General features: G+C 66.1%; 18 protein-coding genes and 1 pseudogene. 10 read left to right on the top strand and 9 right to left on the bottom strand.

Annotated features, from left to right (window positions below; all coding sequences use genetic code 11):
- Positions 1 to 51 precede the first annotated feature (51 nt).
- Positions 52 to 1,449 carry a leucyl aminopeptidase family protein gene (locus DIZ22_RS11040; RefSeq protein ID WP_048939088.1) on the bottom strand — a complete coding sequence of 466 codons (1,398 nt, stop codon included), beginning with the start codon at positions 1,447 to 1,449 and terminating at the stop codon, positions 52 to 54.
- Positions 1,450 to 1,604: 155 nt separating this feature from the next.
- On the opposite strand from DIZ22_RS11040, the gene DIZ22_RS11035 reads away from it, so the two are divergent.
- Entirely contained in the window at positions 1,605 to 1,805 is a 201-nt protein-coding gene (locus DIZ22_RS11035) for a hypothetical protein (RefSeq protein WP_004211387.1), read from the top strand.
- Entirely contained in the window at positions 1,805 to 2,647 is an 843-nt protein-coding gene (locus DIZ22_RS11030; RefSeq protein ID WP_048939089.1) for a DUF4163 domain-containing protein, read from the top strand. Before DIZ22_RS11035 ends, DIZ22_RS11030 begins: the two co-directional genes overlap by 1 nt.
- An 18-nt stretch (positions 2,648 to 2,665) precedes the next feature.
- On the opposite strand, the gene rimO is transcribed toward DIZ22_RS11030, so the two are convergent.
- From rimO to serS, 6 genes and pseudogenes are all read right to left on the bottom strand, one after another.
- Entirely contained in the window at positions 2,666 to 4,048 is a 1,383-nt protein-coding gene (gene rimO / locus DIZ22_RS11025; protein WP_170978359.1) for a 30S ribosomal protein S12 methylthiotransferase RimO, read from the bottom strand.
- 94 nt (positions 4,049 to 4,142) lie between these two features.
- A complete protein-coding gene (locus DIZ22_RS11020; RefSeq protein ID WP_048939090.1) occupies positions 4,143 to 6,968 on the bottom strand; it encodes a TonB-dependent receptor in 2,826 nt (941 codons plus the stop codon).
- A gap of 155 nt (positions 6,969 to 7,123) precedes the next feature.
- Positions 7,124 to 8,182, bottom strand: a complete 1,059-nt coding sequence (locus DIZ22_RS11015) for a potassium channel family protein (protein ID WP_048939091.1) — start codon at positions 8,180 to 8,182, stop codon at positions 7,124 to 7,126.
- Positions 8,179 to 9,272: pseudogene (locus tag DIZ22_RS22440) on the bottom strand (M23 family metallopeptidase). Before DIZ22_RS22440 ends, DIZ22_RS11015 begins: the two are co-directional and overlap by 4 nt.
- Positions 9,273 to 9,331: 59 nt before the next feature.
- Positions 9,332 to 10,096, bottom strand: a complete 765-nt coding sequence (gene surE / locus DIZ22_RS11005; protein ID WP_004211396.1) for a 5'/3'-nucleotidase SurE — start codon at positions 10,094 to 10,096, stop codon at positions 9,332 to 9,334.
- Between the two features lie 13 nt (positions 10,097 to 10,109).
- A complete protein-coding gene (gene serS, locus DIZ22_RS11000; RefSeq protein ID WP_048939092.1) occupies positions 10,110 to 11,387 on the bottom strand; it encodes a serine--tRNA ligase in 1,278 nt (425 codons plus the stop codon).
- Positions 11,388 to 11,475: 88 nt separating this feature from the next.
- Between serS and DIZ22_RS10995 the strand changes: the two genes are divergently transcribed.
- Entirely contained in the window at positions 11,476 to 11,916 is a 441-nt protein-coding gene (locus tag DIZ22_RS10995; protein WP_164488888.1) for a host attachment family protein, read from the top strand.
- Positions 11,917 to 12,112: 196 nt separating this feature from the next.
- Here DIZ22_RS10995 and DIZ22_RS22395 read toward each other — a convergent pair whose 3' ends face one another.
- The gene (locus DIZ22_RS22395; protein ID WP_017501572.1) at positions 12,113 to 12,247 is read right to left on the bottom strand and encodes a hypothetical protein; all 135 of its coding nucleotides are present in this window, start codon (positions 12,245 to 12,247) and stop codon (positions 12,113 to 12,115) included.
- 49 nt (positions 12,248 to 12,296) lie between these two features.
- On the opposite strand from DIZ22_RS22395, the gene DIZ22_RS10990 reads away from it, so the two are divergent.
- The 3 genes from DIZ22_RS10990 (at position 12,297) to DIZ22_RS10980 (ending at position 14,326) form a co-directional block, all read left to right on the top strand.
- Complete coding sequence (locus tag DIZ22_RS10990; protein ID WP_234415744.1) at positions 12,297 to 12,896, top strand: hypothetical protein; 600 nt, start codon at positions 12,297 to 12,299, stop codon at positions 12,894 to 12,896.
- A 520-nt stretch (positions 12,897 to 13,416) separates the two neighbouring features.
- The gene (gene dksA / locus DIZ22_RS10985; RefSeq protein WP_004211401.1) at positions 13,417 to 13,881 is read left to right on the top strand and encodes an RNA polymerase-binding protein DksA; all 465 of its coding nucleotides are present in this window, start codon (positions 13,417 to 13,419) and stop codon (positions 13,879 to 13,881) included.
- A 76-nt stretch (positions 13,882 to 13,957) separates the two neighbouring features.
- The gene (locus tag DIZ22_RS10980; protein ID WP_048939094.1) at positions 13,958 to 14,326 is read left to right on the top strand and encodes a PilZ domain-containing protein; all 369 of its coding nucleotides are present in this window, start codon (positions 13,958 to 13,960) and stop codon (positions 14,324 to 14,326) included.
- Positions 14,327 to 14,619: 293 nt separating this feature from the next.
- Here the strand turns inward: DIZ22_RS10980 and DIZ22_RS10975 are convergent, their stop codons facing one another.
- The gene (locus DIZ22_RS10975) at positions 14,620 to 14,778 is read right to left on the bottom strand and encodes a YdcH family protein (protein ID WP_010337949.1); all 159 of its coding nucleotides are present in this window, start codon (positions 14,776 to 14,778) and stop codon (positions 14,620 to 14,622) included.
- Between the two features lie 186 nt (positions 14,779 to 14,964).
- Between DIZ22_RS10975 and DIZ22_RS10970 the strand changes: the two genes are divergently transcribed.
- The 4 genes from DIZ22_RS10970 (at position 14,965) to DIZ22_RS10955 (ending at position 22,087) form a co-directional block, all read left to right on the top strand.
- A complete protein-coding gene (locus DIZ22_RS10970; protein WP_037492086.1) occupies positions 14,965 to 15,144 on the top strand; it encodes a DUF465 domain-containing protein in 180 nt (59 codons plus the stop codon).
- Positions 15,145 to 15,264: 120 nt separating this feature from the next.
- Positions 15,265 to 15,735 carry a DUF1465 family protein gene (locus tag DIZ22_RS10965; protein WP_010337951.1) on the top strand — a complete coding sequence of 157 codons (471 nt, stop codon included), beginning with the start codon at positions 15,265 to 15,267 and terminating at the stop codon, positions 15,733 to 15,735.
- 128 nt (positions 15,736 to 15,863) lie between these two features.
- Positions 15,864 to 17,882 (top strand): autotransporter assembly complex family protein, encoded by a 2,019-nt coding sequence (locus tag DIZ22_RS10960; RefSeq protein WP_122928199.1) that lies wholly within the window; start codon positions 15,864 to 15,866, stop codon positions 17,880 to 17,882.
- Positions 17,882 to 22,087 (top strand): translocation/assembly module TamB, encoded by a 4,206-nt coding sequence (locus DIZ22_RS10955; RefSeq protein WP_122928198.1) that lies wholly within the window; start codon positions 17,882 to 17,884, stop codon positions 22,085 to 22,087. The genes DIZ22_RS10960 and DIZ22_RS10955 overlap by 1 nt, the downstream gene beginning before the upstream one ends.

The following is a 22,087-nucleotide window of genomic DNA, read 5'->3' as shown; positions in this document are numbered from 1 at the left end:
GCATGATAGCCAATCCGGTTGCGTAACGGATCGCAGGATATTGCAGTTTGACTATCGCGCGCCGTCATAGCGTTGCTGGAGCAGGCGGAAGACTGCGCGCAGGCCCAGGGCCTCGCCGCCCTTGGGCCGGCCCGGACGGGCCGCCGGTCGCCAGGCGAAGGTGTCGAGGTGGATCCAGGCCGTGCCCTCCGGCACGAAGCGCTGCAGGAACAAGGCGGCGGTCACCGCGCCGGCAAAGCCGCCTTCGCCGGCATTGTTCATGTCGGCAATGTCGGACTTCAGCATGTCATAATAACCGTCCCACAGCGGCAGGCGCCAGGTCGGGTCGTCGACCGCCGTGCCGGCCGCCGCGATGTCGCTCGCCAGTGCCTCGTCATTGGTGAACAGCGCGGGCAGGTCCGGGCCGACGGCGACGCGCGCCGCGCCGGTCAGGGTCGCGAAATCGACGATCAGCTCTGGCTTTTCCTCACCCGCGCGGGTCAGCGCGTCGCCCAGTACCAGCCGCCCTTCGGCGTCGGTATTGCCGATTTCCACCGTCAGCCCCTGCCGGCTGCGCAATATGTCGCCGGGGCGGAAGGCATTGCCGCTGATGGCATTTTCGGCGGTCGGCACCAGCAGGTGCAGCCGCACCGGCAGTCGTGCGCCGATGATCAGCCGGGCCAGCGCGATCGCATGGGCCGCGCCGCCCATATCCTTCTTCATCAGGCGCATGCCCGATGATGGCTTGATGTCGAGGCCGCCGCTGTCGAAGCAGATGCCCTTGCCGACCACGGCGATGCGCGGCGCGGCGGGGTCGCCCCAGGCCATTTCGATGAGGCGCGGGGCAAAGCTCTTGTCCGCCGCCTTGCCGACGGCGTGGATCATCGGGAAACCCTGCTCCAGCGCGTCGCCGCGCGTCACCTGCACGTCGCCGCCATGGGCCTGCGCTAGCTGGCGCACGGCATCTTCCAGATCCTGCGGCCCCATGTCGGCGGCCGGCGTGTTCACCAGGTCGCGGACCAGCGCTACCGCTTCAGCCTGTTGCACGATCGCCTCGATCCGGGCGACGTCGCTGGTCAGCAACACGCGCGGCCCGGCCGCGCCTTCATCCTTGCGATAGCGTTCGAACCGATATTGCGCCGTCAGCCAGCCCAGCGCCGCCGCGCCGGTGCTGCCTTCGGCCAGGCGATAGCTGCCCTCGGGCAGGCTCTCGGCCAGTCTGGCCAGGCACCAGCTGCCGAGGGCGTCGCGCTTGGCGACCCCGGCCACGACCGACCAGTCGCTCTGCCCCTCGCCGGGGACGATCGCATATTCGTTCGGCTTGGCGTGGAATTTCTGGGCGCTGATCAGGGCGCGGACCCGCTCGGGCTGGGCGGTGAACCAGGCGTCCAGTTCGGCCGCTTCGATCAGCTGGATGGAACGGGCGGGCTGGCCATTATCGGCTTTGAGCAGGTCGGCAAATTCGGTCATGCACAGGGATGTAGGAGAAAGCGCTCCACATGGGAACGGGCCATTTTTGCATCTTCTTTCGTCCCGGTGGAAACCCGGCCGGCCGTCAGGGCATTTGCCTATTGTGGCCCGAGTGCCTAGGTTCCAGTTCATAATAAACGGCAAGGAGAGTAGCCATGATCCGTTCCGACAATAGCGGCCTGCAGGCGCTGCGCGCCCGCGCCTATGCGCTGGCCGAAAGCGGCCAGTTCGCCAACGCCCATGCGGTCGAGCAGGCGCTGGTGGCCGAAGGCTGGCCCAATATCCATCGCGCGCTCGCCGGCGACTATGCGCGCAAGGCGATCAGCGAACGCTGCCTGACGGCCAAGCCGCACTGATGCGGGCAGGGTGGGGGAACGGGACGACGGGGCTGCTGCTCGCAGCCCTGTTGCTGTCCGGCTGCTCGAAATCGACTGAGGATGACACGCCCGGCGGCAACATGCCCGCCAATGCGACGATGCGCGCCTTTGTCGACCGCATGGCCGGCACCACGCGACCCGCTGCCCCACCCGCCGAACCATTCGAGCAGACGGACAAGACCGAGCTGCTGGAATTTCTCTACGCCTATCCGGCGCAGGCGGCGGCGATCCCGACGCTGGTCGATCGCTTCGCCCACGCCATGGCCGAGAACAAGGCCGATGCGCTCAAGATGGCGACGCAGGACCGGGATTCGGCCAGGAAAGCGGGCTTCCCCTTCCACGCCCACAGCCGCGAGACGCGCTGGAGCGTGATGGCCGATACGCCGCGCTTCCTGGCGCTCGAATCCGCCAATTACATGTATACTGGCGGCGCCCATGGCATGACCGGCTATGAAGCGCTGCTGTGGGACAGGGAGCGGCGGCGCGAAACCGATTTCGGCGCGCTGCTGACCTCCGAAGCGGCCTTTGCAGCGGCGATCCATGACAGTTTCTGCGAGGCGCTGGACCGGGCGCGGGCGGAAAAGCGCGGCGCGCCGGTGGTGCCGGGCGATGACGACTTCACCAAATGCATCGATCCGATGAAGCAGGTGCTGGCGCCGACATCGCGCGACGGCAAGTTGATCGACGGCATCCAGGTGACGATCGGCCCCTATGGCGCCGGCCCCTATGCCGAGGGCAGCTATGACATCAAGCTGCCGGTCGATGCGGCGACCTACAAGGCGATCAAGACCGAATATCAGGACGCGTTCGTCAGGCCCTGATATCCGGTTCCCGATCGGTCAGGCCGGCACGCCGTACAGGTCGTGATCGTCGGCATCCTCGATCAGCACGTCGAACATGTCGCCCGCCTTGCGGCCTTCGCCGACGTCGCGCAGGAAGACATTGCCGTCGATTTCCGGCGCGTCGGCCTGGCTGCGCGCGGTGGCGCCGATGCTGCCATCTTCCTCGTCGGGCTCGCCGACCTCGTCGATGATCACCGGCATGACCCGGCCGACCTTGGCCTGCAGCTTGGCGGCGCTGATCGCGGCGGTTTTTTCCATGATCCGCTGGTAGCGTTCTTCCTTGACCTCTTCGGGCACGGCGCCCGGCAGGTCATTGGCGGGGGCGCCCTCGACCGGCTCGAAGCGGAAGGCGCCGACGCGGTCGAGCTGGGCCTCGTCCAGCCAGTCGAGCAGATACTGGAAGTCCGCCTCGGTCTCGCCGGGGAAGCCGACGACGAAGCTGGAACGGATCGCGATGTCGGGGCAGATGTCGCGCCACTTGCGGATGCGATCGAGCACCTTGGCTTCGTTGGCCGGGCGCTTCATCGCCTTGAGCACGCTCGGCGAGGCATGCTGGAAGGGGATGTCGAGATAGGGCGTCAGCAGCCCCTCGGCCATCAGCGGGATGACATGGTCGACATGGGGATAGGGGTAGACATAATGGAGGCGGACCCAGGGGGCGACGCCGTCCGCCGTGCGCAACTGGCCCAGTTCGCGTGCCATATCGGTCATATGGGCGCGGACCTCGCGGCCCTTCCACATGCGCGGCTCGTGGCGGGTGTCGACGCCATAGGCCGAGGTGTCCTGGCTGATGACCAGCAATTCCTTGGTGCCGGCCGCGACCAGCTTTTCCGCCTCGCGCAGCACCGCGTCGATGCGCCGCGACACCAGGTCGCCGCGGATCGAGGGGATGATGCAGAAGGAGCAACGGTGGTTGCAGCCCTCTGAAATCTTCAGATAGCTGTAATGGCGCGGGGTGAGCTTCAGCCCGCCTTCGGGCACCAGGTCGACAAAGGCGTTGGGGATGGGCGGCGACGCGTCATGCACCGCATTGACCACCTGCTCATATTGATGCGCGCCGGTGACGGCCAGCACCTGCGGGAATTTCGCGCGGATCACGTCCGCTTCGTCGCCCATGCAACCGGTGACGATGACGCGGCCATTTTCGGCCATGGCCTCGCCGATCGCTTCGAGCGATTCTTCCTTGGCGGAATCGAGGAAGCCGCAGGTGTTGACCAGCACGACGTCGGCGCCGGCATAGTCGGCGGACATCTGATAGCCGTCGGAACGCAGCTTGGTCAGGATACGTTCGGAGTCGACCAGGTTCTTCGGACAGCCGAGCGAAACCATGCCGATCTTCGGCGCGTCTGGGATTTTGGTTGCCATGATCGGCGCGCACATAGGGATTTTTGCGCCAAATGTCACGGGGTAGCCGAAAAGACAAAGGGCGCGCCCGGATGGACGCGCCCTTCGCCATGGCTAAGCGACTAATCTATCACATCTTGTAGGACAGGCGGATGTAGCCGAACTGGCCCGGCACATCATAGGTGGTCGGGTCGAAATTGGCGCTGTCGCAGGTGAAGCAGGCCGGCGGATCCTTGTCGAACAGGTTGTTGACGCCGATCGTCAGCCGGGTGCGATGGTCGAGCCAGGCCGGCGAGAAATAGGCCTGCATGTCGCCATAGAAGGTCGATCCCATGACATGGCCGTCGCTCTCGGTCACCTTGCTGATATAGCGGCCGGTGAAGGAAACACCCCAGGCATCGGCCGAATAGTCGAGCGTGGTGGTCGCCTTGAAGCGCGGATAGGCCTGGTCGACCGAACCGCAGCGTTCGGTGCCGGCGCATTTGATGGTCGGTGCATTCAGCTCGGCCGGAGCCTTGATGTCATAGCTCAGCAGATAGGCGGCGTTGACCGTCAGCCCGACCGTGCCTTCGCCCACCGGCTTGGAGCGATAGATCAAAGATCCGTCGATGCCGTCGGTGTTGATGGCGTTGAGATTCTGCAGCGTGGCGTCGATGCCGGCGACCAGACCGCTGGGCGTGCGGCTGATCGATGCGCAGCTGACCGGATCGGCATCGAAGGCGCAGCGGCGCAGGGTCAGCGTCGCAGGCACCGAGTCGATCGCGTTCTTGAGGCGGATATTATAATAATTGACCTCAAGGCTGAGCGCGCTGGCAAAGCCGTTGCGTGCCCAGGCCGGGCTGTAGACCATGCCGGCGGTCCAGGTCTTGGCGGTTTCCGGCTTCAGGTTGGTCGAGCCACTGGAAAAGACGCCCAGCTGGCCACCGGTCGGCTCGTCATAGCTGCCATCGGCCGGCACGCCATTGGCGATGCAGTTGGCGCGCACGGTCGGATTGTCCCAGGATCCGCCCGCTGCGCTGGTGCAGGGGTCGTTGATCGTCTGATCGGTGCGCGACCGGCCGGCATGCATTTCGCCGATGCTGGGCGCACGCAGGCTCTCGGCATAGCCGCCGCGCAGCAGCAGGTCGCTGACCGGTTTCCACAGGCCCGACACGGTGAAGGTCGTGTTGCTGCCAAAGCTGCTATAGTTGGAATGGCGCACCGCGCCGTCCAGTTCCAGCTTCTGGAAGAAGGGCACGTCGGCGAGGATCGGGATGCGGATTTCGCCATAGACTTCATCGACATTGAAGCTGCCGGCGGCCGGGCTGGTCGGCACGTCGGCGCCCAGGCCCGCGGTGATGATCGGGTCGGGGGTGTAGCTGGCGCGCTGGTTGCGATGCTCGTAGCCGACGGCGAAGCCGACCGCGCCGCCCGGCAGGTCGAACAATTCGCCCGACAGGTTGGCGGTGGCGTCCCACAATTCCTGCGTGCTGCGATCCTTCTGGTCGAAGGTCACATAGTCGAGCATGGCCTGGGTGATCGACCCGGCCCCGCCGAAGATGTTGAACGGTACGCAATCGCCGGTGCAGCCCGCGACTGGCCCCAGCGCCTGGGCCAGCTTGGCGGCGTTCAGGTTGCCGGTGAACACCTGATGCGCGTCATTGCTGCCATACATGCCGTTGACGTCCCAATACCATGTCTTGTCGCCGACCCCGAAGGAGCCTTCGAGCGTCGATTGCATGGTGAAGGTGTCGACATCCTGGCTGAAGATGCGCGGCCCGCCCTCGACGAAGCGGCGGGCGATCAGCGAATAGGTAGCCGGCTCGCCATTGGCACCCGACGACAAGGTGAAGCCGAACGGATTATAGGGATTGGTCGCATCGATGCTGATCGTGTCGAGCAGATTGCCGTTGCCCGCATCCGGGCCGACGAACAGCGGCAGCGGTGCGGCCTGGGTGGTCGAACTGCGATGCTGATAGACCAGCCGCGTGCGCAGGCTGACATTGTCGGAAAATTCGAACTTGGCGTTGAGGAAGCCGCCATAGCGTTCCGACGGCGTCAGCAGGTAATTTTCCGGCGCGAAATTATAGCGATCGGCCGAGGTGAAATTCTTGAAGTCGCCCGGATAGGTCGGGCGCCCGCTGACCGGCGCGATCAGCGTCAGATCATCGTCGCCGATCATGAAGCGGCCATTGGGCGTGGCACCGGAACAGCCGCCGATCGGGTCGGCGCAGCTCGTCTGGCCCGGATTGGGGAAGCGGGAGATGGAGCGATCGGCGGTGCGGACGCTCTGCTGCTTCACATAATTGCCGCCGAAGACGATCGACACCCGATCGGACTGCAGGCCATAGCTGGCGTTGAGGTCATAGGTTTCGCCATCGCCCTGTTCGTAGGTGCCGAACTGGGCGGACAGATCGAACCCCTTCTGCGACTGTTTGGTAATGATGTTGACGACGCCGGCAACCGCGTCGGAGCCATAGAGCGGGGAGGCGCCCGACTGCAGCACCTCGACCCGTTCGATCATGCTGGCGGGGATGGAGTTCAAGTCGACCGAGGCAGGGATGCCGCCGGCCGCCGAGCCGTTCACATAGCGCATGCCGTCGACGAGGATCAGCGTGCGCTTGGCGCCCAGGTAACGCAGGTCGATTTCGGCCGAGCCGGAGCTGACGCCGGTGCCGTCGGGCGGACCGCCGATATTGCCCGCATTGTTGACCTTGGTGTTGAGGCCGCCGCCAGCGCTCGGGATGCGCTGCAGAACGTCGGCGATCGAGGAAAGGCCGGTCCGCGCGATCGCTTCCTGATCGACCGTGACGATCGGCTTGTCCTGGTCCAGCGGATTCTGGCGGATGCGTGATCCGGTGACGATGATGGCCCCGGCATCATCGGCCTGCGGCGCGGTGGATTGGGCGAAAGACGGTGCGTTATAAAGGAAGGCGGACAGCAGGACGCCGGTTTTCAGGACATTTTTCAAGCGCATATTCTACCCCTCAAAAATCAGACCTGAGGGGGAGTGTTGCCATTCTATGACAGCAAGGCAATTGGCCTCATGCTGCGCTGCACCCTGGGTAGCACGAATTTTGCCATATGTTGCTGTGGCGCAACAAACATGTTCAGTCTGTCGCTGGTTTGAACCTATTGATCGTCGGCGCGGGGTGTGGCGCCGGTTTCTTCCACGATCTCGATGATGCAGTCGCCCGTCTGGAGCCGCTTTGCGCCTTCCTCCCAGAAGCCGATCGGATGGTCGCCGCGATAGATGCGCACGCCAAGCCCGGTACCGATCGCCGAGAGCGGCTGGCCGATTTCCTGCGGCAGGACAGGCCGTTCGTGCAGCTTTACCCGGCCGCCCGATGCGGCAAGATCGGCCATATAGTCGGCGATATGCTTGCCGCTGGTGCTGCCGGCCAGCAGCAGCCCGGCAAAGCTGACCGGGTTGATGACGGTGGTGGCGCCGGCCTGGCGGGCGGGCACTTCATTATCCTCGTTGCGCACGACGATGCTGATCGGCAGGCGCGGGGCCAGGTGACGCGCGGTCAAGGTGATCAGGATCGACGTGTCGTCGCGCCCGGCCGACACGATCATCGTGCGGGCACGGTGGATGGCCACGTCCTTCAGCGTCTTGTCGCGCGTGCTGTCGCCGCACAGCACGTTGCAGCCCAGCGCCTCGGCATGGTCCAGCGCTTTCTCGCTGCCGTCGATCACCACGATCTCGCGCGGGTCGGTGCCACGCGCCAGCAGCTCGTTCACCGCCTCCTGGCCGCTGGTGCCGAAACCGGTGACGACGATATGATTGTGCAGATCGGCCTGAATGCGTGCCATGCGCCACCTGTAGAGGATGTTGCGGAAGAAGAGATTATAGGCCGTGCCCAGAAAGATGATCCAGACGAACAGCCGGATCGGCGTGACGAAGATGGATTCGAACAGGCGCGCTTCGGGCGAGACCGGCACGATATCGCCATAGCCGACCGTGGTGACGGTGACCGTGGTGAAATAGAGCACGTCGATGAAGCTGATCTGGTCATCATAATTGTCCTTGAGACCGTCGCGCCCGAACCAGTGGAGCGCCAGCACGATCGCGATCAGGCCAAAGACCAGGACGACCCGCCAGGCGAGGTCCGCCCAGACCGGCAGCGCCGATCGCCGCCGCAGAAAGCCGGCCATGGGCGATGCCGAAGGCGGCGGCGCGATCTTCATGGGGTGGGCAATTGGGTCATGGGATTGATCGGCACCCGGTCCTTGCGCAGCTCGAAATGCAGCTTCGGCTTGCTGGCATAGCCTGTGTCACCGCTGAGGCCAATCACCTGGCCCTTCGTCACCTTCTGCCCGCGCACCACGTCGATCCGGTTAGCATGGCCATAGGCGCTGACCCAGCCGCTGCCATGGGTGATGAGGACCAGGCCGCCGAACACCGCGATGCTATCGCCGGCATAGGCGACGACGCCGTCCGCTGCGGCCCTGATTGGCGTGCCGATCGGCGCGGCAATGTCGATGCCGTTATTCTTGGCGCCGCTTTCGCCGGGGCCGAAGTGCGAGAGGATATTGCCCTTGAGCGGCCAGGCGAATGGACCGGAAAAACCGCCGGGCTGGGCGATCGGCACATTGGAGGGCAGGGGCGGGGCTGGGCCTTGGCCACCGCGCGCGGTTTCTCCTCCGCGACGGCAGGCTGGCCGCCGGTCAGCACATCGTCAATGTCGATGCGGAAGGCGGCGGCGCGCTGCTCCAGGCTGGATGCGGGCGCCCGCACCGGCGCTGCGGCCACCGGGGCGGCCGGCATCTCGCCACCGGGCAGCAGCAGCCGCTGCCCGCGCCGCAGCACATAGGGTTCGGTCAGGCCATTGATGTCGACAATGTCGCTCCAGCGCACGCCATAGGCAACGGCGATGGCGATGCCGGTCTCGCCCTCCGCCACCGCATGATAGCGGCCGCCGGGGATCGACAGGCTCTGCCCCGGCCGCAGCGCATAGGGCGGGGCCAGCCCGTTGGCCCGCGCGATCGCGTCCGATCCCGCGCCGGTGCGGTTGCCAATGCCGCGCAGCGTGTCGCCCGGCTGCACGCTGTAGAGGCTGGCGGCCACCGTCCGCGCATTTGCCGTCACCTGCTGCGCCGTCCAGACCGGTTTGCGCTCGATCATCTGCGGCTCGGGCCTGACCGGTTGCGGCGGCATGCTGGGTGATGGCGGAATGGCCGGCGCCGGCTGGGCCGGGGGCAGGGGCGCGGCATAGGGCGCGCTGTCCTGCACGGGGGCAGGGATGCAACCCGCCAGCAGCAGCGGCAGCGGCGCCATGGGCAGCCAGAGCCGCCCCTTGTCATGTCCAGCCATATGGTCTCCCCCCGGAGCGTAAGTCAGTCCGAAAATGCCTGCGCCGTTGCCGCCAGCGCGCCATCCTGCGTCAGATCATAATGGAGCGGCGTCACCGCGATATAGTCTTCTGCAATGGCTGCCAGATCGGTCCCCTCGGGCGCGGAATCGCTGCGGCCCAGGCCAAACCAGTAATAGCGATAGCCGCGCGGGTCGGTGCCCTCGATGATCTTCGTCCGGTCGATGTCATGGAAGCCCTGCCGCACCACGCGCACGCCCTTCACCCTGTCCGGGTCGATCGCGGGGAAATTGACGTTGAACAGCAGGCGCGGGCTGGCCGGCATCGCGATCAGCGGGCGCAGCACCCGCTCGCCCCAGGCTTCGGCGGCGGCAAAGGGCACCGCGTCGCCCATCGCCTCGCGGGCATAGACCTGGCTCAGTGCGATCGACTTGATGCCGGAAATCGCGCCCTCCATCGCAGCCGCGACGGTGCCTGAATAGGTCACGTCCTCGGCCAGATTGGCGCCGCGATTGACGCCCGACAGGACCAGGTCGGGTTTTGCGTCCTTCATCAGATGGCCGACCGCCATCATCACCGCGTCGGTCGGCGTGCCGGTGACGCTATAATGCTTCTCGCCATGCTTGCGAATGCGCAGCGGGCGCGTCAGCGTCAGGCTGTGGCCCGCGCCCGACTGTTCCTCGCTGGGCGCGACGATCCAGATATCGTCGGACAGGGTGCGGGCGATCGCCTCCAGCACCTTCAGCCCCGGCGCATGGACGCCATCGTCATTGGTGAGGAGGATGCGCATCGCCCGTTCCCTTTTATCGTGGCTCCAGCTTGGTGATGCCGCCCATATAGGGCGCGAGCACCTCGGGCACGATCACGCTGCCATCGGCCTGCTGGTAATTTTCCAGCACCGCCACCAACGTGCGGCCCACGGCCAGGCCCGATCCGTTAAGGGTGTGGAGGAAGCGCGTCGCCTTCTCTCCCTCCGGCTTGTAGCGGGCGTTCATCCGCCGCGCCTGGAAATCGCCGCAGTTGGATACGGAGCTGATCTCGCGATAGGTCGCCTGGCTCGGCAGCCAGACTTCCAGATCATAGGTCTTGCGCGCACCAAAGCCCATGTCGCCGCTGCACAGCAGCATCTTGCGATAGGGCAGGTTCAGCGCCTGCAAAATGCCCTCGGCCGCCTGCACCATCCGCTCATGCTCCGCGTCCGATTCCTCGGGCGCGCAGATCGCGACCAGCTCGACCTTCTCGAACTGATGCTGGCGGATGAAGCCGCGCGTGTCGCGTCCGGCCGATCCGGCCTCGGACCGGAAACAGGGGGTCAGCGCGGTCAGCCGCACCGGCAGCGCGTCGGTCGGCACGATCTGCTCGGCGACCAGATTGGTCAGCGATACCTCGGCGGTCGGGATCAGCCAGCGACCATCGGTGGTGCGGAACAGATCCTCGGCGAACTTCGGCAGCTGGCCAGTGCCGAACAGCGCCTCGTCGCGCACCAGCAGCGGCGGGTTGGTTTCCTCATAGCCGTTGGTGCCGCTCTGGGTGTCGAGCATATATTGCGCCAGCGCCCGGTGAAGCCGCGCCATCTGGCCGCGAAGCGCGGTGAAGCGCGCGCCCGACAGCGCCGCGCCGCCCTCGAAATCCAGCCCCAGCGCCGGGCCGAAATCGGCATGGTCCTGCGGCGCGAAATCGAATTCGCGGATATTGCCCCAGCGGCTCAGCTCGACATTGCCGGCTTCATCCGCGCCCTGCGGCACGTCGTCGGCGGGCAAGTTGGGGATCGCGGCCAGCATGGCATTGAGCGCCGCGCCGATCTCGGCCTCTTCGGCTTCCAGCGCCGGCGTGCCTTCCTTGAGCGCCGCGACCTCGGCCTTCAGCGCCTCGGCCTTGGCCATGTCCTTGGCGGCCATCGCCTGGCCAATCGCCTTGCTCGCCTCGTTGCGGCGGGCCTGCCCCTGTTGCAGCTCCGTCTTGAGCGCGCGGCTCTTCTCGTCCAGCGCCAATATGTCGGCGGACAGCGGGGCCAGGCCACGGCGCGCCAGGGCTGCGTCGAAAGCGGCGGGATTTTCGCGGATGAAGCGGATGTCGTGCATGGCTGCCCTATGCCGTCGCGAACGGGGCCACGCAACCCTGTGCGCCTTCACCCGTTGGTGATGCGTCCACAAAATGAAGGAGAAGGCGATGCAGATCGATCATGATGCGATGGTGCTGGTGGCGGACGGGCGCAAATTGCTCTTCTTCCGCAACAAGGGCGACCGCGCCTTTCCCCAACTGGAGGCGGAAGAGGTGAAGGTGCAGGATAATCCGGCCGATCGCGATCAGGCGTCGGATGCGCCGGGCCGGGCCTTCAATTCGGTCGGCAGCCATCGCAGCAGCGTGGAACAGACCGATTTCCATGAACTGGAAGAGGCACGCTTCGCGGCGGAGGCGGCCGACCTGCTCAAGCGCCGCGCCTTTGCCCAGGATTATGAGAAGCTGATCATCGTCGCCCCGCCGACGGCATTGGGCGAGATGCGCAAACATTATCACAAGGAAGTGCAGGACCGGCTGGTCGGCGAGATCGCCAAGGATCTGGCCAATCATCCTGTGGCGGAGATCGAGAAGATCATCGCCCGCAGTTGAGCGGGAGATCGTGTCGGTAAAAGAAAAGGGCGGCTCCTAGACATTGATCGCTTCAGCCTGAATCGGCCTGAAGCGTGAATCAATGTCTAGAATCAAGGAATAGAGCCTGATTCACGCCATCGGTGAAAGCGCGAAGCGCTTCCACCTCAGACGATCAGGCTCTTGCCGCCCTTTTTGGTTCTCGGACAGTGCCGGCTCAGATATTGCCGGTGCGGATGATCGGGATCGGCTTGGCCGGGCCATGGCCCTCGATCGACAGCTCCGTGTTGCGATCGGCCAGGCGCTTGCGCATCAGCAGTGCGGCGGCACCGGCGCCGAACAGCAGTACCATCGGCGGCGCCGGCACATCGGTCGGCGGCGGCGGCGCGGGAGGCGGCGGCGTGCCCGAAGACGTGCCCGACGACGTCGAGGTCGACGTGGAACTGCTGGTCGAGCTGCTCGTCGACGTGCTGCCGAAGCTCGACGATCCGGTCGAGGTCGAACTGGACGTCGAGGTCGATGTCGCGCCCGACGAGGAAGATGTCGACGTCGATGTGGACGTCGAAGTCGATGTGGAGGTCGACGTCGAGGTCGTCGTGGTCGACGTCGTACCGCTGGAGGTCGACGTCGGCGGGGTCGGCGAATCCGAACCGCTGGTCGTCGATGTTGGCGGCGTGGGCGAGTTGGAGCCGCTCGAACCGGTCGAACCGGTGGTGGAGATCACCACCGTGCCGCCACCGCTGCTACCGCCACCAAAGAAGCCGCCGATGAAACCGCTGCTGCCGCCAAAGCCGCTGCTGCCGCCGATCGGCGCTGCGGTCGGAGTCGGTCCACCAGCCATCAGGGGCAGGGCTGCCTGCACCGGCGGCGGGGGCAGTGGGATGGGCGGCGACGGCGTGGTCACAGTCACGCGGATCGGGTCGGGCTTCTTGGCCGGCGGGCGCTTGGCCGTGGCCAGGACGCGCTGGCGCGGCTTGGCCTTCACACTCTTGGTGCTGTAGACCGTTGCCGGACGCGCATTTTCCGCCACATGGACGGCGCCCCCGCCAATGATGGCGCCGCCACAAGTGCAGGCGCACAATTTTGCCAAAGCCATCCGAACCGACATAGGATCTTCTCTAGTCCTGTTTACCCATTCGCGCCATCGGACCCTTCCGTAGCGTGAACCCTGCCATTCCCTACTGCATACCAACGCAAAATAAAGCGTTAACTGCAAGGGCATTAACCATCTTTGCGCCGTAAAAGGTCCGAAAAATCGGGCGTTTGAGTCAACTGCAATGGTTAACGTGTCATTGTGGAACGTTAAGGATGGGCTGCGTGGACATCCCGATGGCCGGATCGGGGAAAACCCGGATGGAGTCGCGCCGTCCGTTCCGGGCGGGTCAGCCGACCTAGGGGATGCGCCGGAGTGCGCATTGTCCGCTTGTATCGCCTCGTCGCGGTGGCTATGAGGCCCGCTCAAACAAAAGTCATGGGCGCCCGGAACTTACAGCGCCGGGGCCTCTCGAGTCGGAGAGCCAGATGGCATCGGTACTGAATTCCGATAAAGACGGTGTGAAGCCGCCAAAATCGACCGTAACACTCCCGGACGATTATCGTCCGTCGGCTGACGAAGAATTCATGAACCCCCTGCAGCAGGAATATTTCCGGCAGCGTCTCTGGGACTGGAAGAAACAGATCCTGTCCGAAGCTGAAGGCACGCTCGCTGTGCTGCAGAATGAACCGCTGCGCGAACCCGACCTCAACGACCGCGCATCGAGCGAGACCGACTGGTCGATCGAGCTGCGCACCCGCGACCGCCAGCGCAAGCTGATCTCCAAGATCGACGCGGCGCTCCGCCGTATCGATGAAGGCGAATATGGCTATTGCGAAGTCACCGGCGAGCCGATCTCGCTGGGCCGGCTGGAAGCCCGTCCGATCGCGACCATGACGGTCGAGGCGCAGGAGCGGCACGAGCGTCAGGAAAAAGTCTCCCGCGACGATTAACCCCCAGCGGCGGTTAACCCTTTCTCCACGTCGCATGACTATCCTGTTGGCCAAGTGTCATTTTGCGGGAATAGTCATGGACAAGGAAACGGGAAATTCTGATCGGGGACCGGCTCGTTCCGCGCCGCGCGACAGCCTGTTCCTGCTCACCAGCCTCAGCACGATCGATGGCGTCGATCTGGGCAAGGCGCGCGTGCGCAATCTGTCGGCCACCGGCCTGATGGCGGATTGCGAACGCGCCATTCCTGCCGGCACGCGTCTTCGTCTCGAACTGCGCGGTGTTGGTCTGGTCGAGGGTTCGGTCGCCTGGTCGCGCGATGACAAGATCGGTTTTGCCTTCGACGCGCCGATCGACCCGCAACTGGCGCGCAAGCCGGTCGCCAACGGTGTGTCGCGGCAGGCGTTGCCGGACTATCTGCGTTCGGCGACGATCACGCGCCGTTGATACCGATGATGTAAATGGGTTGGCAAAAGGCCCCGCCGGTTCGCCGCGTGGGGCTTTTTCATATGCGGCCTGTTCCATGCCGCCGCGACGCCTCCACTTGGGGCGAGCGTTAGTCGAAGACCGCCACGCTGAACGCCTGTCATCGCCAGGTCATCTTCCCCGGCTAGGCGTCATCCGTTGCACTATGTCGAAAATCTGGCCGGGGTTCTGGCCGGATCGATGCGCTGCGTCCCGCTGGCAGGAAAATGGCCGGTCCGGTGATCCGGCCCCGGCCTTTTCCGTGCGGAATGGGCTTAATGTCGGCCCTGCATCTCTTCCTTGACCCGCAATTTCTGCTTCTTCAGCGAGGCGACGAGAATGTCGTCGGGCATCGGCCGACTCGACTCGGCCTTGATCCGGGCTTCGAGCCCGGCATGCTTTGCGGAAAGAGCTGAAACGTGGGAATTTTCCATGACATTCTCCTTACGAGGGTGATGGATGACGAAGTAGATCATGATTCGGCGGACCTGTCTCGCGATGATTCGCGCTTTGCGATGGGCCGTCGGTAAAATTGCGATGGCCCGCGCGTCCGCGCCGGGCTATCAGGAGAGGCTATGTTGGGTTCAGAAGGCGGGGGCTTGGTGAGCCGCGAAGACATTATGCGCCGGTTGGAGCTGCTGCGGGTCGAGCATCGCGATCTCGACGCTGCGATCGCGGCGCTGGTCGATGGCGGGGTGGGCGACCAGATGCAGGTCGCGCGCCTCAAGAAGCGCAAGCTGCGGCTGCGCGATGAGATCGTTGCGCTCGAAGACGCGCTGGTCCCGGACATCATCGCCTGATGCGTCCGCCGCGTCGCAAAATTGCGGGACTGCGGCGTAAAGCGATCCCAAATGGGACAGGCGGGCTTCCGGCGCCATTCACGGCCCTGACAATCGCACCGCGATATGTCAGCTAGGCCTATGCGCAACGCAGCCGCCCTTGATCCCGGTCTTCATCGCCGCCTTGTCGATGGCCTCTATATGGAGGCTATGGTGATGGCGGATGAGGCGCGCTCCTATTTCGACGCGGATGAGGCTGGACAGTTTGCCGCCGACGATCCGCTGCGTCGCGTCTCCTTCGCCTGTGAATCGCTCAAGGTGACGACCCGGCTGATGCACATCATCGCCTGGCTGCTCAGCCAGCGCGCCTGGCAGCGCGGCGAGATTGGCGATGCGGATGTGGCCGATGAGAAATATCGGCTCGGCCGCGCCACCGCCACCGATCCGGGCATCGCCGGCGACTTCCCCTTCGCCGCCCGTTCGCTGATCGAGGCGAGCCAGGAGCTTTATGGCCGGGTCGCTCGGCTGGAGGAGCGGATGCTGTCGCCGGACGCGCCGCTGGCCGACAGTCCGGCCCGCGCACTCATGGATCGGCTCAACACCGCCTTCTGACCATTGCGCCATCGCCATCTCTTGGCTGGCATAATCGCCCCGACTTGGTCTAGACCGGTCGCATGACCCATGGCTTGCGGACAGGGCGCCGCTTTCCCGTTGATCCGCGCGCCGCAGGGCTATGTCTCTTGTCCCTGGCGCTTTGCACCGCCGGCACTGCGTTCGCGCAGGCGGCCCAGCCTGCGCCTGATCCCGCTGCCGATCCCGCCAGTCCGCCGGTCGATCCGGCCGCATCGCTCGATGCCATGCCCGACATCGGCATCGACTGGCCCGACATGGGCCAGCCCGATACGGTCGGCCCGTTGCCGGAGGATCCGGTTGCAGCCAGCGAACCCGATACCTCCGATCAGCCAGCGCAGCAGGCCGCGGACGCCGCCGATACCGGCCCGGCCGAGGAGGTCGTCACCTTCACCGACGCGGGGGAGGAGCGCAAATATGGCGTCACCCTGCGCGGTATCGAGGCGATCGGCGACAATCAGATCGCGCCACGCTTCGACAGCCTGTCGATATTGCACCAGGGGGAGGGGAAGGCCGCCAACCTTGCCCAGATCAACCGCCGGGTGAAGGAAGACAGCGACCTGCTCGACCGGTTATTGCGCGCCGACGGCTATTATGCCGCGCGGGTGCGCGGCAGCGTCGCGCCGCCGCCCGCCGGCAGCGACAAGCTGTCCGTCATCTTCGATGTCACGCCGGGCCCTCTCTATCTCCTCGACACGGTGGAGATTGCCGGCCTTGCCGAGACCGGCCCGCGGGAGGAGACGCTGCGCGGCGCCTTCACGATGAAGTCGGGCGATCCGATCAACGCCGACCGCATCCTTGCGGGCCAGACCGCGCTGGCGACGGCGCTGGGCGAAAATGGCTATCCCTTTGCCAGGGTGGACGAACCCGAAGTGCGGATCGACCATGAAGCGCGCAACGGCGATCTCGACATCATCGTCACGCCCGGCGGCTATCGCAGCTTCGGCCAGATTTTGCTCGACAATGATGATGTGTTCAGCGCCCGCCATCTCCAGCGCATGGCTCGGTTCGAGCCGGGCGAAACCTACCGCGCCACCGATGTGGAGGATTTGCGCCGGGCCATCGTCACCACCGGCCTCGTCTCGTCCGTTACCCTGACGCCGAAGGATGCGGGCGATGGCGAACATGTCGACCTGGATGTCGATCTGCGCCCGGCGCCGATGCGCACCATTGCGGGCGAGCTGGGCTATGGCACGGGTGAAGGTTATCGCGCGGAGGTCAGTTGGCAGCATCGCAATCTCTTCCCGCCCGAAGGATCGCTCACCCTGCGCGGCGTTCTCGGCACCCAGGAACAGACGGCGCAGGCGACCTATCGCCGCAATAATTTCCGCGAGCGCGACCATGTGCTGACCGGTCTCGTCTCCTACAGTAATATCCGCCGCGACGCTTATGACGCGCGCACCATCACCCTGTCGGGCGGGCTGGAGCGGCAGACCAACATCCTGTTCCAGAAACATTGGGTCTGGCGCGTCGGCGCCGAACTCATCGCCTCGGACGAAGCGGACGCCTTTTCCAGCGGCAGCCGCCGTACCTTCTTCATCGGCGCGGTGCCGCTCAGCCTGACCTATGATGGCAGCGACGACCTGCTCAACCCCAGCAAGGGCTTCCGCCTCGGCGGCCGCCTCAGCCCCGAACTCTCCTTTCAGGGGTCGACCTTCGGCTATGCCAAGGCGCAGGTCGACGCCAGCGCCTATCAGCCGATCAATGATCGTGTCGTGCTCGCCGGGCGGACCCGGCTCGGCACCATCCTCGGCTCCACCGTCGATCGCATCGCGCCCTCGCGGCGCTTCTATGCCGGCGGCGGCGCGTCGGTGCGCGGCTATGGCTATCAGGCGATCGGCCCGCGCTACGGCCCGGATGATGATCCGGTCGGCGGCAAGAGCCTGATCGAATTTTCCGCCGAGGCGCGCATCCGCTTCGGCAATTTCGGCGTCGTGCCCTTCCTCGACGCGGGCAATATCTCGACCACCTTCCTGCCGCGCTTCCGTGACCTGCGCGTCGGCACCGGGCTTGGCGTGCGCTATTATAGCAGCTTCGGCCCGATCCGCGTCGATGTCGGCACGCCGATCAATCCGCAGCCGGGCGATGCCAAGGTCGCCGTCTATGTCTCGCTGGGGCAGGCCTTCTGATGGCCACGCCGCCGCCCGACAGCCAGCCGCCCGTGCCGCCGCCGCCGCCGGCCGCGCCGCGCCGCCGCGCCTGGGACGGGCGCTGGCAGCGCTGGCTGGCGGGCGCACTGGCGCTCGCGCTACTGGTGGTGGTGGCGACGCTGGCCTGGCTCGACAGCGCGCCCGGCCATCGCTTCCTCGTCTCGCGCATCGCCGCCGTCAGCCCGCCCTCGGGCCTGCGCATCCATGTCGACCGGATCGAGGGCAGCATCTATCGCAAGGCGGTGCTGCGCGGTCTCGTCCTCTCCGATCCCAAGGACCGCTTCTTCGACGCGCCACGGGTGGAGCTGGACTGGTGGCCCTTCGCCTGGCTCTCCAACCGGCTCGACATCGACCGGCTGGTGATCCCGCAGGCGACCCTGCACAAACTGCCCAAACTCAATCCCAGCGAGCGGCAGGGGCCTATCCTGCCGGGCTTCGACATCCGTCTGATGCAATTCTCGGTCGATCGGCTGACCGTCGCGCCCGCCGTCACTGGCAAGGTCGAACTGGCGACCCTGTCGGGTGATGCCGACATTCGTGGCGGTCGCGCGATCATCGACCTGTCGGCCCGCGTCATCGGCGCGGAGGATGCGCTGAACCTCACGCTCGACAGCCGGCCCGACGATGACCGGTTCAACCTGGCGGTCACCGTCAACGCGCCCAAGGGCGGCGTGCTGGCGGCGATGGCTGGCCTCAATCAGGACGGGAATCTGCGCATCAGCGGCAAGGGGCGCTGGACCCGATGGGACGGGCGCCTCGCCGCCACCCTGGCCGGCAACCCCGTCGCCGACCTGAAACTCGGCGCGCGCAGCGGCGCCTACACCATCCAGGGCACGATCGAGGGCAGCGCCATTCCCGGCAAGGGCCTGCTGCCGCGCCTCGCTTCGCCGCGCCTCACCATCGGCGCCCAGGGCACGCTCGCCGACCGGGTGGTCGATGGCAGGCTCACGCTGCGCTCGGCGGCGATCGACATGGTCGCCGACGGCGCCATCGACCTGCGCAACAACGCCTTCGACAATCTGCGCGTCGACATGAACCTCGCCCGGCCTGAAGCGCTGCTCAAGGATATGCGCGGCCGCGACGTGGTGGCGAAGGTCCGGCTCGACGGTCCGTTCGCCGGCTTCGGCTATGAATATCTGCTCACCGCGCGCCAGCTTGCCTTCGGCAAGACCCAGATCAACGATGTCCGCATCGACGGCAAGGGGCGTCAGGCGAAAAGCGGGCCGGTGCTGCTGCCGGTCCGGTTGCGCGCCCGCAGCCTTGACGGGCAGGGCGATCTGGTCGCCGGCATCGTCCGCAATTTCGCGCTCGACGGCGTGCTGCAGCTCAAGGGGCAGCAGATCGTCAGCAACCCCATGCCTTTCCGGTCGGACCGCCTGAACGGCAAGCTGCTGGTCATCGCCGACCTCAAGAGCGGCCGCTATGATGTCGGCATCGACGGCCGGATCAGCGGTCTCTTCATCCGTGGCCTCGGCATCGTCGATCTGGAGTCGAAACTGCGTGCGGCCCCCGGCGCCAATGGCGCCTTCGGCCTGTCGGGCAATGCCGTGGCCAAGGTCCGCCGGCTCGACAACGCCTTTCTCAAGGGGCTGGGCGGCGGCCTGCCCACGGTCCGCAGCGCGCTGGCGCTGCTGCCGAGCGGCGAGATCGGCTTCTCCAACATGAAGCTCGACGCGCCGCTCATCAGCCTCAATGCCAAGGGCGTGCGCCACCGCGACGGCACCGTCCATCTCGAAGGCGATGGCAGCCACAAGCAATATGGCCCGGTCGATGTCGTGCTCGATGGCAAGATCGACCGGCCGATCGTCCATGTCCAGCTGGCGCGGCCGATGGATGCGCTCGGCCTGCGCGACGTGCGCGGCGAATTTCTGCCCGGCGTCGATGGCAATTACAGCTTCACCGCCAATGGCGGATCGACACTCGGCCCGTTCACCGGAGAAGGCCGCATCTTGCTGCCGCCCGGCGGCCAGGCGGTGGTCCGTGTCGCGCGCATCGCGGTCTCGGGCGTCACCGCCAGCGGCGACATCCGCCCCGTCACTGGCGGGCTCGACGGCCAGTTGCTGGTCGCCGGCCCGGTCAGCGGCACGATCGGCTTCCAGCCGGTCGGCGGCATCCAGCAGTTGAAGCTCGATCTCGACGCCAATGATGCCAGCTTCGACGGCCCCTCGACCATCGCCGTGCGGCGCGGCTCGCTCGACGCCACCATCCTGCTCGATCCTGACGGCACCTCGATCAACGCCACCGCCCAGGCACGCGGCCTGCGCGTCGGCGGCATGCTGCTCGGTCGGCTCGATGCCACCGCCGCGCTGGTCGACGGGCGCGGCAAGGTCTCGGGCAATCTCTCGGGCCAGCGCGGCCGCCTGTTCGACCTCAAGGGCGAGGCCCAGGTCGATCTCGACCGGGTCCGCCTGTCGGCCAGCGGCACGATCGACAAGCGGCCGATCCGCCTGACCCGCGCGGCGCTCTTCACCCGTGCCGAGGATGGCTGGCGCCTGTCGCCCGCGACCATCAGCTATGCCGGCGGCACGCTGCAACTGGCGGGCGAACTGGGCGGCGAAACCACCCGGATCGAGGCGCGCGCGCAGAAGATGCCGCTCGCTCCGCTCGACATCGCCTATGACAATCTGGGGCTGGGCGGCATGGCCACCGGCACCTTGAGCTACAGCCGTCCGCGCGGCGGCCTGCCGACCGGCAAGGCGGAACTGCGCATCCGTGGCCTGTCCCGCTCGGGCCTGTCCCTCAGCTCCCGCCCGGTCGATGTCGGCGTCAACGCCGTGCTGACCCTCGACCGGCTCGCCACCCGCATGGTCTTCGTCGCCGATGGCCAGACCATTGGCCGTGGCCAGGCGCTGCTCACCCCGCTCATCTCGACCGGCAGCCTGGTCGAACGGCTCAACGGTGCGCCGCTGATCGCGCAACTCCGCTTCAACGGCACCGCCGACACGCTCTGGCGCCTGACCGGCGTCGAGATCGTCGATATTGCCGGCCCGGTCAGCGTCACCGCCGACGCCCATGGGACACTCGCCGACCCGGTCATCACCGGCTCGCTCGCGACCGACAATGCTGCGCTCAACAGCCCGGTCACTGGCATGCGCCTGCGCAACGTCAAGGCGCGCGCCCGTTTCGCCGGGGCGCAACTGGTCTTCTCCAGCTTCACCGCCAATGCCCAGAATGGCGGCAGCGTGACCGGCACCGGCAATTTCACCTTCAACGGCATTGGCGGCGTCGGCATGGACCTCGCCTTCCAGGCGGACAATGCCGCGCTGCTGGAACGCGACGATATCGCCGCCACCGTCACCGGCCCGCTCACCATCCGCTCCGACGGCAAGGGCGGGGAGATTGGCGGCGACGTCACCCTCAACAAGAGCCGCTTCACCATGGGGCGCGCCGCCGCCGTCGCCCAAATCCCCGAACTCAAGGTGGTCGAGATCAACCGGCGCGGCGAGGAGATTGAACGTCCCCGCGCGACCGTCCCCTGGACCATGGCGGTCAAGGCGCGGGCGCGCAATCGCCTGACCGTGACCGGCCTGGGGCTCGACAGCGAATGGCGCGCCGATCTCAATATCGGCGGCACCGTCACCAATCCGGCGATCGCCGGTCGGGCCGAACTGGTGCGTGGCAATTATGAATTTGCCGGCCGCCGCTTCGAACTGCGCGAGGGGCGCATCCAGTTCGACGGCAAGACCCCGGTCAACCCGACGCTCGACATCGATGCGGAGGCGGACGTCAGCGACCTCACTGCCACCATCCATGTCGGCGGAACCGGCCTCAAGCCCGACATCAGCTTCAACTCCGTGCCCTCGCTGCCACAGGACGAACTGCTCTCGCGCATCCTGTTCGGCACCTCGATCACCAACCTGTCCGCGCCCGAAGCGCTCCAGCTTGCCTCGGCGGTCGGCTCGCTTCAGGGCGAGGGCGGGCTTGATCCGATCAATGCGGTGCGCAAGGCGGCGGGCCTGGATCGTCTGCGCATCATCGCGGCCGATCCGACCCAGGGGCAGGGCACTTCGCTTGCCGCCGGCAAATATCTGACCCGCAAGACCTATGTCGAACTGATCAGCGACGGGCAGGGCTATAGCGCCACCCGGATGGAATATCAGGTGACACGCTGGCTGTCCCTGCTAGGCGCCATTTCCACCCTCGGCCGCCAGAGCGCCAACCTGCGTATTTCCAAGGATTATTGA

This window comes from Sphingobium sp. LF-16, assembly GCF_003711185.1.
Lineage (GTDB): Bacteria > Pseudomonadota > Alphaproteobacteria > Sphingomonadales > Sphingomonadaceae > Sphingobium > Sphingobium yanoikuyae_A.
Note: the sequence above shows the minus strand (reverse complement) of the source record. Positions and strands in the feature narration are given on the sequence as shown.